General features: G+C 37.1%; 11 protein-coding genes and 2 tRNA genes. 2 read left to right on the plus strand and 11 right to left on the minus strand.

Annotated elements, in window-relative coordinates; all coding sequences use genetic code 11:
- Positions 1–152 precede the first annotated feature (152 nt).
- From JHT90_RS02160 to JHT90_RS02175, 4 genes are all read right to left on the minus strand, one after another.
- Positions 153–1,295, minus strand: a complete 1,143-nt coding sequence (locus JHT90_RS02160; RefSeq protein WP_201093551.1) for an STY4528 family pathogenicity island replication protein — start codon at positions 1,293–1,295, stop codon at positions 153–155.
- A gap of 239 nt (positions 1,296–1,534) precedes the next feature.
- Positions 1,535–2,776, minus strand: a complete 1,242-nt coding sequence (locus tag JHT90_RS02165) for a tyrosine-type recombinase/integrase (RefSeq protein WP_201093553.1) — start codon at positions 2,774–2,776, stop codon at positions 1,535–1,537.
- 238 nt (positions 2,777–3,014) lie between these two features.
- Positions 3,015–3,090 (minus strand) — tRNA-Gly (locus JHT90_RS02170).
- A gap of 6 nt (positions 3,091–3,096) precedes the next feature.
- A tRNA-Glu gene (locus JHT90_RS02175) sits at positions 3,097–3,171 on the minus strand.
- A gap of 202 nt (positions 3,172–3,373) precedes the next feature.
- Between JHT90_RS02175 and JHT90_RS02180 the strand changes: the two genes are divergently transcribed.
- The gene (locus JHT90_RS02180) at positions 3,374–4,747 is read left to right on the plus strand and encodes an MATE family efflux transporter (protein WP_236254011.1); all 1,374 of its coding nucleotides are present in this window, start codon (positions 3,374–3,376) and stop codon (positions 4,745–4,747) included.
- Here the strand turns inward: JHT90_RS02180 and tusA are convergent.
- From tusA to speB, 7 genes are all read right to left on the minus strand, one after another.
- On the minus strand, positions 4,744–4,995 hold the full coding sequence (tusA, locus tag JHT90_RS02185) for a sulfurtransferase TusA (protein WP_201093557.1): 252 nt from the start codon (positions 4,993–4,995) through the stop codon (positions 4,744–4,746). The genes JHT90_RS02180 and tusA overlap by 4 nt on opposite strands.
- Positions 4,996–5,004: 9 nt before the next feature.
- Positions 5,005–6,057 carry a 23S rRNA (cytidine(2498)-2'-O)-methyltransferase RlmM gene (gene rlmM / locus JHT90_RS02190; RefSeq protein ID WP_201095727.1) on the minus strand — a complete coding sequence of 351 codons (1,053 nt, stop codon included), beginning with the start codon at positions 6,055–6,057 and terminating at the stop codon, positions 5,005–5,007.
- Positions 6,058–6,149: 92 nt separating this feature from the next.
- The gene (locus JHT90_RS02195; protein WP_201093564.1) at positions 6,150–7,046 is read right to left on the minus strand and encodes a sugar nucleotide-binding protein; all 897 of its coding nucleotides are present in this window, start codon (positions 7,044–7,046) and stop codon (positions 6,150–6,152) included.
- 122 nt (positions 7,047–7,168) lie between these two features.
- Complete coding sequence (locus JHT90_RS02200) at positions 7,169–7,807, minus strand: glutathione S-transferase family protein (RefSeq protein ID WP_201093566.1); 639 nt, start codon at positions 7,805–7,807, stop codon at positions 7,169–7,171.
- Between the two features lie 69 nt (positions 7,808–7,876).
- Positions 7,877–10,195: a DUF3141 domain-containing protein gene (locus JHT90_RS02205; protein WP_236254013.1), complete on the minus strand. Its 2,319-nt coding sequence runs from the start codon at positions 10,193–10,195 to the stop codon at positions 7,877–7,879.
- A 264-nt stretch (positions 10,196–10,459) separates the two neighbouring features.
- Positions 10,460–10,900: a surface-adhesin E family protein gene (locus JHT90_RS02210; protein ID WP_201093572.1), complete on the minus strand. Its 441-nt coding sequence runs from the start codon at positions 10,898–10,900 to the stop codon at positions 10,460–10,462.
- A 167-nt stretch (positions 10,901–11,067) separates the two neighbouring features.
- Positions 11,068–12,018 carry an agmatinase gene (speB, locus tag JHT90_RS02215; protein WP_201093581.1) on the minus strand — a complete coding sequence of 317 codons (951 nt, stop codon included), beginning with the start codon at positions 12,016–12,018 and terminating at the stop codon, positions 11,068–11,070.
- A gap of 148 nt (positions 12,019–12,166) precedes the next feature.
- On the opposite strand from speB, the gene JHT90_RS02220 reads away from it, so the two are divergent.
- Positions 12,167–13,063 (plus strand): LysR family transcriptional regulator, encoded by an 897-nt coding sequence (locus JHT90_RS02220; protein WP_201093583.1) that lies wholly within the window; start codon positions 12,167–12,169, stop codon positions 13,061–13,063.

The raw sequence follows: 13,063 nt of genomic DNA on the forward strand, positions 1-13,063 counted from the left end.
TCAAACCTTTTCCTTGCCATTGTAATGAAGTGAAAAGATTATGGCTGATTGCTGTTAAGTCACATAATATGCCTAACAGCCACCTATCCTATAAAATACATTGTTCAATCACTAAACGCTTATAAACAATTATTTTATTGCCTTATACCCAATCAGCTTTTAGTGTGAGAGGCGCTTTTAAGCATCTGCTTAATCTCTTTCAAATAGTGTTGTGCCTGCATTCTATCCGTAGGCTTTGCACAAGATACAACAGGCGCTGGTGTAGCAATATATTCACTTGTTCGAAGTTTAGATTCCACCCCCTTAGACGCTGTTGACTCAGACTGAATGTTAGATTGTGATTGAGTGGATACAGAGTGTTGTGAACTACGCAGCAAATTCAATTCACCCTGCAAAGCTTTTTGAATAATCCCATGCAAATAAGCGGCTGGATTGCGAATAGCTTGCTGTTCACAACGCTGTTGCCACTCATCAAGTACCTGTTGCTGTTGAACAGGCTCAAGGGTACTCAAAGCCAATAAACCACTATCTTGTTGAGCCGTGCTCATTGCTAAAAAACGCGCAGGTAATTTTAAATTATCTCTTAACCCTTGTAGTAGTATATTTTTATCTTTACTACTACTAATATACTTCTGATGACGAAGACTATTGCTATCACAGCTTTTCAAGCTTGCTTTTGATTTTGTATAGGGTTGTTTATTATTCCGAAGCAAGTCCTTATCGCCATCTTTGGTATTGGAAGTTGTGGATAACTTTTTTGCTCCTGCTTCGTATTGCCTTAACCGTTCTGTTAAAACCTCTAAACGTGTCGGTAATTTCCTTTCAGCCACATGAGTGTCATTAATTAACTCATTTAATGTATACTCAGCCACTTTTTGAATGGTTTTACTCTGATGAGTGGTCGCATTAGATAATAAAATCAGATAATCAGCATCCGTTTGTAAACGCTCATAGATAGACAAAGGCTCATCATGTAACAAATAAACATTGCCCTGAATCATCCCTTTGTCATGGCGACGCTTACTCGTCAAACTTAGCCAGCCAGTAAGTCGCAAAATAGTTAAGGCTCTTGCTACCGTTTCCGTAGAAGCTTTACCCGTTAACGGACTAGTGGTTAAATAAGGCTGTAACTGCTCATAAGTAGCTAAACTAGTCACCCCATCAGCTTCCAACAACATCCTTAACACCTGCCAAGCATTACGCTCTATCGGTGTTAAGCGATTATCCAACAACAATGCTCTGGGAACAGATTCATAACCCTTACCATCAAAAATATAACTGTCTGTACTCATCATCTTATCCTTATTACCGTTAAAAAACTAAGTAATAAAGGACGATAAATAACCAACACAAAGCTATCAGCAGAAAATCCGAAATACAGCTTGACGTATTTATTAAATAGGATGATAAAAATAAACCATGTATATAAACTACTAAAACAACTAAAAAGTAAAACCCATAAAAATGCCCTACAATGTAGAGCATTTAACAGTAATTCATAGACTACGGCAAAAGTACGGGTAAAAAGAACCTGCTAACACATACCTAACTCATTTAACTTATTAGCCCAATCCTGCATCATTTGTTTACGTTGTTTCACATACTTGGCGTGATTATAGGTGGCTCTTATACTGTCTTTATCAGAATGTGATAATTGCGCTTCAATCCAATCTTTAGGATACTCCAATTCATTAAGAGCAGTTGAAATAGTGGCTCTAATACCATGCGCTGTTAATTTATTTTTATAGCCAATTCTATGTAAACCTGTATTTAACGTATTCTCACTTATCATCAGTTTAGGATCAGTACGATGACATAATAAGTAGGGCTGATTTTTATAAGCTATACTTTTTAGCTCCTCTACAACCTCAATAGCTTGTTTAGATAAAGGAACAATATAAGGAGGAACAGCATTATTTTCATTTCTAACAATGCTTTTAAGCTGCTTTACTGCTTCAGCAGGAATAATCCATAAACCATCTTTTAAATCAAATTGACTTAGATTAGCTTGCCGTAACTCACCTGTTCTAACACCTGTTAAAAACAAAAGTTTCAGCCCCAGCTTGATTTGATACTCGCCCTTATAGTTATTCAGTGCCTCAAAAAAATCAGGTAATTTATCAATAGTCAAATAAGGATTGTGGAATGTTCTACGATGGGGTAAAGCTAAAATACTTAAATCCAGCGTAGGATTGACATCTGTAACCCCTTCAGCAATCGCATAGTCAAATATCTCTTTAATCCACGCCCGATATTTTTCGCTAATTGAAAGTGCGCCTCTGTCCTCAATGTTACGTTGAATTAATAAACAATCATACTTTGTCACTTTACAAATCGATCTTTTCCCTATCACTGGAAAGATGTCATTTTTGAAACATCGTTTAATTTGAATATAAGTACTGTTTGTCCTTTCCATTTCGGCATTCGTATGTCCGAGTTTTTTCATTTTCAAAGCTAACCATCTTTCTGCATAAACGTTAAATGAAGTAGTTGATGTAGGTATTTCTTCTCCATCTTCACCTTTTCTCAATTTGGGCAAACCATATTTGAGTATGATTATTTCTTCAGGACAACGGTCTCTTGCCTCTTTTAAAGAAATTTCTGGATAAGGGCCAAGACTAGTTTTGCGACGTTTTTTATTGACTTGTATTCTGATAGTCCATGTAAGCTTACCAGTAGGATGAACCGCTATATAAAGACCATCACGATCAGCAACATAGTAGGTTCCAGTTGAAAGTGGTTTAAGTGCTCTGATTTTTGTATCGGTTAATGACATATCTATTTTCCTTTTGTGAGAAACAGATGTCATAATCGTGAGTTATTCAACTGAAAAAACTGATAAATACAAAAGTGCCACTTACTGTTTTTTTGGTGCCATTTTTGGTGCCACTTGCCCTTAGATTTCAATAGAACTTAGTGGAAGCTAACAGAAGAAAAAACAGAGCTAAGTGACTGATATAACAAGTTTTCAGTGATGAATACGGAGGCTCGTGGAACTCTATAGAAAAGAGAAATGGAGCGGAAAACGAGACTCGAACTCGCGACCCTAACCTTGGCAAGGTTATGCTCTACCAACTGAGCTATTTCCGCTTAAATTGGCGTCCCCTAGGGGACTCGAACCCCTGTTACCGCCGTGAAAGGGCGATGTCCTAACCACTAGACGAAGGGGACAATTACTACTTCGTCTATCAAAGAAGTGGCGCGCATTCTATTAAGATTTTAGAAAGTCGTCAAGTAAAAATTGAAAAAAAGTTAAATTATTTTCTATTTTATAGAAATTTAAATTATTTTTTAAAAGCGCTTGTTCTTATTATTTAAGTTTCGTAAGCTGTAATGTCCTTTTATTCATTTGTTAGTTGAAAGTATGCAAGCTATGTCAAAGAGACAGTTTATTCCTGAGGTAAAAGCATTATTCGGGTTAACAATGCCTATTCTGATTGCTCAATTGGCTTATACGTCAATGGGGTTTGTTGATGCAATTATGGCGGGGCATTTTAGTAAGCATGATTTGGCAGCAATTGCTTTGGGTAATTCTATATGGGTGCCTATTTATTTATTGATGACCGGTGTTATTTTAGCCACTACTCCTAAGGTTGCTAATTTATTTGGTGCACGTAATAACAAGGAGATAGGGCCATTACTAAGACAGTCGTTGTGGATGGCTGCATTGGTGGTTGTGGTGGTTATTGCATTGCTTGTGAGTGCCCATCCATTGTTACTGGTGATGGGGGCAACAGAAGATACTGCTGCCCTTACTATGAAGTTTATTTATGGCATAGCAGGAGGAATGCCTGCTATTGCATTTTATCAGGTGTTTCGTTGTTTAAGTGATGGTATAAGTAGACCTAGACCAAGTATGGTGTTAGGTGTTATAGGGTTAATTTTAAATATCCCTGTTAATTATGTTTTAGTATTTGGTAAGTTAGGATTTCCTGCGATGGGTGGTGCTGGTTGTGGAATAGCTAGTGCTTCGGTAATGTGGTTTATGTTTTTTGGTTTTTTATGGTGGGTTTCTTATGGGCCTGCTTATAAAGAATGTGAAATTTTTAAACGTTTTGATATGCCTGATTGGAAAGCAATAGGAGATTTATTACGAGTAGGCGTGCCTATTGGTATTGCTGTTTTCACTGAGGCCAGTATTTTTAGTATTATTGCGTTGCTAATTGCTAAGTTGGGTGATGATATTATTGCTGGACATATGATTGCACTGAATTTTTCGTCATTGGTGTTTATGGTGCCTTTATCTATTTCGATTGCAATTACTGTTCGTGTTGGTCAAGCAATGGGACGTAAAGATCCTATAGCGGCTAGGTTTTCAGCACATACAGGTATTTTACTGGCTTTCTTACTTTCTTGTGTGTCAACTGTGCTGATGTGGATTTTTAAGGAGTATGTGGCAGGGTTTTATACTACTGATAAGGCTGTATTAATTTTAGCGAGTCATTTAATTATTTTTGCGGCTATTTATCAGTTACCAGATGCTATTCAGGTTACTTGTGCTGGCGCATTACGGGGCTATCAAGATACAGGAATTATTATGTTAATTACGCTTATGTCCTATTGGGTTATTGCTATGCCTATAGGTTATACATTGGGGTTAACTAATTATTGGGGAGAGCCAAGCGGACCAGTAGGTTTTTGGATTAGTTTAATTATTGGATTGGCATTTGCTTCGGTTATGTTGGGCGCACGTTTTGTCTATCAAAGCCGCTATCAAATCAGTAAGTCAGTTGTGGCTAATGGTTAGCTATTAGCTTTTTTACGTATCCAATAGTAATAGGTGGTTTCGTCATTATCTTGAGCAATGAGTTGATGTTCTAAAAAATTACAGAACTTAGGAATATCCCTTTGTGTTGATGGATCAGTAGCAATTATTTTAAGTAGTCCACCAACAGGTAGGTCTCTGATTTTGTTGTGTAGTAGCATGATAGGCTCTGGGCAGAGTAACCCTGTAGCATCTAATATATCATCTGGTTGTAGTGTATCTTGAGTCATTCTGTAGCCTTAGTTTAAGCGTTGTAAATGGCAGGTGATTTCTTCTCTATCATGATAAAGTTGTTTGCAGGTAATTTTAACTTTTATTTGCTGGTTAATAAAATGATCCTGCATTTTTTCCACTAGTCTAACAACTTCTTGATAACGTTGCTTCATGGGTAATTTTAAATTGACAATAGCTTCTTTGCACCAGCCTTCAGCTAACCATGTTTGCACCATTGCAGCAGTACGTGCTGGTTTTTCTACAATATCACAAACCATCCAATTTACTGGTTTGCGTGGCTGATAGGTAAAGCCATCTGCACGTATATGTTCTACTTGTCCTGTTTCCATCAGTTGTGGCTGCATGGGACCGTTATCAATGGCTGTTACATACATATGCCTTTTTACGAGTTGCCATGTCCAACCACCTGGTGCTGCTCCTAAATCTACTGCTTTCATGGCAGGAGCCAATCGTGTATCCCATTGTTTGCTAGGGATGAATTGGTGCCAAGCTTCTTCTAACTTTAGTGTAGATCGGCTGGGAGCTTCCCGTGGAAATTTTAAACGAGGAATTCCCATCGGCCATTTAGCACTGTTATGAGGGAGTGCATATCCTACAAAAACTTTTTGTCCTGTAAAAAAGGTAAGGAGTAGTCTAGGTTTATTAGGATCATCTATTAATTTACCTGATTTTTTCAGGTGGCTAATAAGGGGTTTCTCGAATTTTCGACAGAAGGTAGATAGGGCTTTTCCTTCATTGGTATCAAGCATTTCAAGCCAGACACTACCAAATAATGGATACTGTTGTAATGTGTTGAGTATGGTTGAAATTCGATCGCTTTCTGGAAGTTCTATGTATTGACCAATAGCCCATTGTCTGGGAAAGATAAGATCACTGAATAGTAATTTGTTAATTAGTAGACTGGCCTGTATTGAGTCTTGGCAAATAAATTCGGCATAAGCATTATTGGTTTTGCCTCGGGCATAGCCTATAACTCCAAGGGAGTTAGCTTTTTCTGTAATTTCTGCGCAGACTTCACTTTCAAAACCAGCCCGACAATGTAGTAAAAGGGTATTGATCACTGTTAAAACTCTTTTAAGTTGTTGTTTTGTATTTTAGCAGTTTTTGACTAATTACTCGCAATAACATCGTTTACAGTTAGCTTATACTGTTATTTATTAGGTTGTGAGTGGTTGTAGAATAGTTTAAATAATTCAGGAATAGCAGCACGCCAAGCACGCTGTTTAATACCAAAGGTATGAAGAATTTTTTTGCAGGCAAGCACTGCGTATTGGGGTTCTACTGTTGCGTCATTAAAATCTGTGTGTGGTTTGGCAATGATATTTTCGGTTAAATTTTTATCATAGAGGCGGGCTTCCGCTAAGGCAACTTGACCCCATGCTAATGAGGAGGTAGCTTCCATTCCCCCATAGTGATAGGTTCCCCATAGTTCAAATTCGCAATCAAGCTGTTGTAAAATACCTAAAATAACACGCGCAGCATCTTCAACGGGTGTTGGATTGCCACGACGATCATCTGCCAGTTGTACTTCTGGAAGTGTTTCGGCACGTTTGATTAATCGGCCTACCTTACCATCGTTACTGTAATCTAACAGCCAGCCAAAGCGTACAAGTACGTGTTTGGGGCATTCTTCAGCAACGATTTGCTCCATCTGCCATAGTGCTTGCCCTAATATTGAAATAGGTAATGGCTCGTCTTCTTCGTTATAGGCGGTAATACGTGTGCCACCAAAAACACGATAGCTTGAGGGTTGAAATAGAATAATCGATTGTTGATGGCATAGTTTGGCTAAATGTTCTATGGTGTTTATTTGCAAGCTGAGTTTGGTGGTATCTACTTCCCTTGTTTGAAACCAGTCAAAATAATAGGCTAAGTTAACCACGCAATTAGGTTGCACTTCTTGTAAAAGTGTTGCTAAGTTAGCAGGCGTCCAGCCTTCTTTAGGTGGCATAGGTGTGTGAAATTCAACGTTTTCTAAAGCACCCTGTTCCAGTAGGGACTGTCCCAGTAAATTACCACCACCTAATAAGAGTAATCGCATTCGCATAATAACTAGTTTGTCTGTTCGCAGCCATTAATAAAATAATATCAACATTATGCCATGTTACATTAGATTTTGTTAATGGCGAAAGCAAAATTACAATTTGCTTTTATTTTGTGATAATGAATCTATTTTTGGAAAACGACTCTACCTGATGGTCTTTCTTTCATATTAGTTAAGTAGGGTAGAAGATTTTTGGTGTTATTAAATAGGGCTTCAGATTCAGGTGTTTGTGCTACATAGTCAAGCATAGGTGTCAAAATAGCATCTGCCATACTATAAAATGTACCACAGAAAAAAGGCTTATCAGTCAGTTGCTTATCTAATAATTCTAATGTTTCTATTACTTTAGGTTTTATCTCATTAATTGCTTGTTGTCGAATAGTTTTATTGGGCCCTTTAGGAAAGGCAAACTCTACAACATATTGGCGAATGAGTATTTTGTCGATATAAAGGCTCAAGGCATTAGCCCATTCATCAACAAGCGCGATTGTCAAAGGGTCTTTAGGAGTTAAGTTATTTGGCTTAGAAATATTATCTAGAAAGCGGCAAATGGTTGTTGTTTCAAAAATGGCTGTATTATTGTAGATCAATACAGGTACTTTTTTAAAAGGGTGATATTGTTTTAGTGCTTCACTGCCTAAAGTAATGTTTTTACCATCAATTTCTAGGCCATAAGTGTAGTTAATAGCTAGCTCTTCACAATAGAGGCGGACAGTACGTAAGAAGCTACTAAATTCAGGCCCTAAAATATGTGGTGTTAGCATTAATATTTCTCCATTATTTTTAATAAATATTCCTTGCTATATAGATTTCATAGCAAGGAGTATGTTCCATTAAACATTAAGAATATGTTTGATTTTTTCTACTAAACGTTGTTGCTGGGCGCATAGTTTGCCTGTGGTGGTAGCTTTTGTGTCTTCCGCAAGTAGGCTAAAGAATTTTATATAGGTTTCTTTATCTTTAGGTTTGCTAAGCAGTTTAGGTAGTGTTTGTAGTGATTTTTCTGGGTAATAATAGCAGAGTAATTCTTCTCTACCTCTAATTTGGCGGACATCAGCGATTTCAAATGAACCAAGCAGGTGTAGGTATTTTTGTACACTTTCTTTTTTGGTTTCTAAATAGTCAAGGGTAATGTGTTCACCGTCTTTTTCTAAAAGAAGTATGGTTCTCACGACTGCTGCGATTAAACCACCTTTATTAATATCGAGTAGTGCTTGTTGCACAACAGGTTGTTTGGTGGGGTCTTTAATCTTATGCGGTTCTCTAGGTTCCATACTCTTGTTGTCTTTTTGGATAAGGTATATGCCAAAAGGTGAGGTATAGATTGAGAAGAATAGAGATTCTGTGATGGTATCGCGAATATCTCGATAAAGATTTAAGTTGGTTTCAATGGTTTCTGAAATGGCTTCTTCTAATATGGCAAAAGGATTATTAGAGCGATCAGTAGGTAGTCTATTAGCCCTTACTTTAGCAGCTATAGGTTGTAGCATATTCATAAATGGGTTAAAAGCACTAGATACAGCCCATTTTTCTATCCTTGAGGGATGCATTTCACGAATTAATTCTGCCGTATTCTCACTGGCATAAGCTTGAACAATAGGTTGTGCAAATAACTCGTAAGCTTTTTGGTTAAATTCGGAAATGACTTCAACAGCCTTAAAGGGTTGTTCATCCACGCGTTCATATTTATTGAGTTGTTTTGCAATATCTTCTAAACGATATTCTACAAAGGATACTTCATATTCAGGATCTTGTCCGTTTTTGACTGATTTTTCAGTAATCTTCATCCCATATAAACCAGGATTTAGTGCTTCAATGTTATCAAGAACAGGTACCAGTTCTTTGTATTCTTTACGAGCTACTTTACCAGAAACAAAAACACCCAAATGTCCAATACTTTCATGAAGCAGACCTACAATGACTTGACCTCTTGCTTTAATTTCGTCTGTGGATGAATAAATATCAGCTATCCAATTAAAGGCTTGTTGTGGTGGTGTAATATTGTCGCCTAGTGATGCAAAGATAACGATAGGGCAATGTACATTACGAATATCTAACGGACGCCCATCATTGGCGCGGATTTTTCCTGTCCATAAGTCATTGCCAACGAATAGGTTTTGAACAATCCAATCCATTTCCTTACCATTCATTAGGGATAGAGACCCCCACCATTTTTCAAAGTCTAGAAAGCGCGGTGGTTCAGTATCAATTTTGTTATAAACCGCACGGTATTTTGTCCATAGAGTATTGGCAGGATTTAGGTTTTCAAAGTTTTGAACAAGGTAAGCGCCATCAAAATAGCCATTACCAAGATCAGCGGCTAAGGATGACATCCAACTACCACCCATAAGGCCACCTGCATAACGCATGGGGTTGTTACCTTTGCCACTTGTCCAAGCGCCTCCCCAGTAAGAAAGAGGTGAGCCACTTAGTAATAACACTCCAACGTCTTTCGGATTAGCTGCTGCCAACATCATAACAGCCCAGCCGCCTTGACAGTTACCAATAATGATTGGTTTAGAGCTATTAGGATGGAGTTCACACACTTTTTTTACAAAGATATCTTCTACATCTGTTACGTCTAAAATAGTTTGATTAGGTTCTGGTGTAGGAAAGAAAATTACAAAATAAACTGGATGTCTGGCTCTAAGTGCGACACCAACTTGTGAGTCATCTTTAAAGCCACCAATGCCTGGTACTTGGCCTGCTCTTGGATCAATAATGATATAAGGGCGTTTGTTGTTGTCTATAGTTATTCCATCTGGTGGAAGTATACGAGCCAGTGCATAGTTTACAGGTTTATCAAATTTGCGTGCATCCAGTAATATTTCATAATCAAAGTGCAGCAATGGCGGATTACCTTCATCTTTTAGGGCGAGGTAGTTATCACCCCGTTGTCTTAAGGTATCCCAAAATAGAATGCTACGTTCTGTAGAGTCAATAACATAGTTTTGCCATGCTTGGCAAAGCTGCATTGGTTGATAAAAGAAACTGGTATTGATTAAAGGTTTAATATTTCTTTCATAGGTTGATTTTAAACTATGAGAGAATGTTTGTTCGGCGTCTGTTATACGTTTTTGTAATAAAGTTGAGATTTTGCCAGCTGCTACTTGCGAAATGGTAAAAGGTTTGGTGCGCATATCGTTTTTCATTATTTAACTCCATACTCTTTAAGTTTGTTAGTAAGAGTGACTGCTGCAAAGGTTTATTGTATATATGACTACAAAAAGTATTAAAAATTTACTTTTAAATAACAGTTAATAGCTATGAATATCATAGTTTCTTTCATAGTGATATTTATTGTTTTTATTATCAAATAAATAATTATAACTATTTGTGAATAAATGGCGTGCTAAAAGTTATTCAGCTAGGACAAATAAAGGGGCTCTAGAGCCCCTTATAAGATTCTGAAGATATTAGGAACTAGATTGTTCTGGGCTACAAGTAACTTCCCATATTTGCTTTGCATCTGGCCCTTCCAATGGAATAAATTGAGCATGGGGGTCGGCATCTGCCTGCTCTAAGACTTTTCCTTGACCAAAAAAATTCTCATGTAAGTGTTGTTCGCCCATCTTTGCCGTTTTATCTTGGCAATTTATAGTGAATTTTGTGAGGTAAGATAATGGGTAAGGATTAGTTAGTTTGGTTTTTGTAGGGTTGGCTTTTCTATCCTGCATGGATGGAATATTAACGGATATGGTAACTGTTTTAAGATTAGGATTTTCTTTATCGATGGTAATACTGTCTTTGTTGATAAAGATATGGGATTCTTTTTGTGTTTCTAGCCAGTTCGCATTTTCTGCAAGTACAAATGATGAGGTTGTGATCATTAGTAATGTAATAAATACCTTATTCATAAAATAGCATTTTCCTAATATTTTATTTAAGCCTTTACTTTATTATAAGTTAATTCTTTTTAACAGTAGAAAACGTGACTAATAGCACAATTAATGATTTTACTAATAATGTATAGGATTATAGATAATAAAAAAGGCTTATTTTCATAAGCCTTTTTTATTTTTAATTATTTGGTTTTTACACCAGGAAGAACACAAAGCATTTCATAGAGTAAATTAGCACCTAATAGCGCCGTATTACCTGTAGTGTCATAGGGAGGTGACACTTCTACTAAGTCTCCACCAATTAAATCAAGCCCTTGACAACCACGAATAATTTCCAGTGCTTGAATAGTGGTTAAACCTCCTACTTCTGGCGTTCCAGTGCCAGGTGCCCAAGCGGGATCTATACCATCAATATCAAATGATAAGTAAACAGGGCCCCCTTGTACTTGTTGCCTTACTTCTGCCATTAATGGTGCTAATGATTTATGCCAGCACTCTTCTGCTTGTACAACTCGAAAGCCCTGTCTGCGGCTCCAATCAAAATCATCTGCTGCATAGCCTTGGGCGCGTAGTCCTATTTGTACAACACGTTTGCTATCTAATAAACCTTCCTCTTGAGCGCGACGGAATGTAGTACCATGCGCTATTTTTTCACCAAACATATTGTCATTAACATCTGCGTGCGCATCTACATGAATTAAACCAACTTTACCGTATTTTTTATGCATTGCTCTTAGGATAGGCAAAGTGAGAGTATGATCGCCACCTAGTGTTAAAGGAATAATATAGTGTTTTAGAACATTATCGTAATGTTGTTCAATAATTTTGACAGCATCAAGTAGGTTAAATGTATTAATGGCTACATCGCCAATATCAGCGATTGATAAGGAATCAAAAGGAGCTGCCCCTGTGGCCATATTGTAAGGGCGAATCATGACTGATTGGCAGCGAATTTCTCTAGGCCCAAATCTTGTGCCACTACGTAAAGATGTACCTATATCTAAAGGTATGCCAATAAAACCAACGTCTAGACCATTTAAATCTGTAATATGCGGAAGACGCATCATTGTTGCAATACCACCAAAACGTGGCATTTCATTACCACCTAAAGGTTGGTGTAATGTTTTGTTCATCTAATTACCTCATCCGATATTTTTATATTTGTTATATTGTGGGTAATTTTTATAATATGAAAAATGGTGATTAGTAAATAAATAGTTCAGTATTTTATGAAGTTTGTTGTATTATAGTTTTATTAAAACGAATATAAGAGTGGTCATTATGAAAGTACCTAGTTTGAAGTTAATAAATATATTTGTTACTGTGGTGCGTTGTCAAGGATTTGCGCCAGCACAACAAGAGCTTAACTTATCTACTTCAGCGATTAGTAATTATATGACACAGTTAGAAACAGAGCTAGGTATGTTATTGTGCCATCGAGGTCGTGGTGGTTTTAAATTAACCAGTAAAGGTGCTTTATTTTATCAAAAAGCGCTTCATTTACTGGGAGAAGTAGATAGTTTAGGAAATTATTTATCTAATTTAAAAGGTGAGTTAATTGGTAGCCTAAGGATTGGATTGTTGGATGCGATGGTAACTAATGCTCAATTCCCCTTACCAGATATTATTGCAGCTTTTAATAAAGAACATGCTAATGTTCATCTTACCTTACAGATACAGCGTCCTTACGAAATGCAAATGGCTATTTTAGAGGGACAGTTGGATGTAGGTATAGGTGCTTTCCCTAATAAAATGAATGGACTATGGTTTCAACCATTATATGAAGAACAGCAGCGTCTTTACTGTAGTGATTTGCATCCATTATATACACAACAAGAAATATCAAAAGAAACGATAGCTAATCAGCGTGTTGTCAATAGAAGTTATTGGAGTGATGCTGAGCTAGCTAGACAGGGCTTTAAAAGCAGTGCTGCCACAATTGATAGTATGGAACCACAGTTAATACTTATTTTATCAGGCGCTTATATTGGTTATTTGCCAGAGCATTATGCACAATCATGGGTAGATAGTAAAAGACTTAGGATGTTAGACCCAGATTCTTATGGATATAAAGCCCCATTTTCGTTAGTGGTAAAGCGTAGTGGCTTGCATGAGCCAGTTATCCGAGCTTTCCGTAAATTACTAGCTGAGCATTATGGCGCTTCTTTAGAGGGGTAA

It is taken from the genome of Entomomonas asaccharolytica (assembly GCF_016653615.1).
Classification (GTDB): Bacteria; Pseudomonadota; Gammaproteobacteria; order Pseudomonadales; family Pseudomonadaceae; genus Entomomonas; species Entomomonas asaccharolytica.

What these genes read in the sequence shown, in the direction of transcription:
- JHT90_RS02195 (WP_201093564.1), bottom strand. Translation starts at nt 7,046, where the DNA reads ATGCGAATGCGATTACTCTTATTAGGTGGTGGTAATTTACTGGGACAG.
- JHT90_RS02180 (WP_236254011.1), top strand. Translation starts at nt 3,374, where the DNA reads ATGTCAAAGAGACAGTTTATTCCTGAGGTAAAAGCATTATTCGGGTTA.
- JHT90_RS02220 (WP_201093583.1), top strand. Translation starts at nt 12,167, where the DNA reads ATGAAAGTACCTAGTTTGAAGTTAATAAATATATTTGTTACTGTGGTG.
- JHT90_RS02210 (WP_201093572.1), bottom strand. Translation starts at nt 10,900, where the DNA reads ATGAATAAGGTATTTATTACATTACTAATGATCACAACCTCATCATTT.
- tusA (WP_201093557.1), bottom strand. Translation starts at nt 4,995, where the DNA reads ATGACTCAAGATACACTACAACCAGATGATATATTAGATGCTACAGGG.
- JHT90_RS02205 (WP_236254013.1), bottom strand. Translation starts at nt 10,195, where the DNA reads ATGAAAAACGATATGCGCACCAAACCTTTTACCATTTCGCAAGTAGCA.
- JHT90_RS02200 (WP_201093566.1), bottom strand. Translation starts at nt 7,807, where the DNA reads ATGCTAACACCACATATTTTAGGGCCTGAATTTAGTAGCTTCTTACGT.
- speB (WP_201093581.1), bottom strand. Translation starts at nt 12,018, where the DNA reads ATGAACAAAACATTACACCAACCTTTAGGTGGTAATGAAATGCCACGT.
- JHT90_RS02160 (WP_201093551.1), bottom strand. Translation starts at nt 1,295, where the DNA reads ATGATGAGTACAGACAGTTATATTTTTGATGGTAAGGGTTATGAATCT.
- JHT90_RS02165 (WP_201093553.1), bottom strand. Translation starts at nt 2,776, where the DNA reads ATGTCATTAACCGATACAAAAATCAGAGCACTTAAACCACTTTCAACT.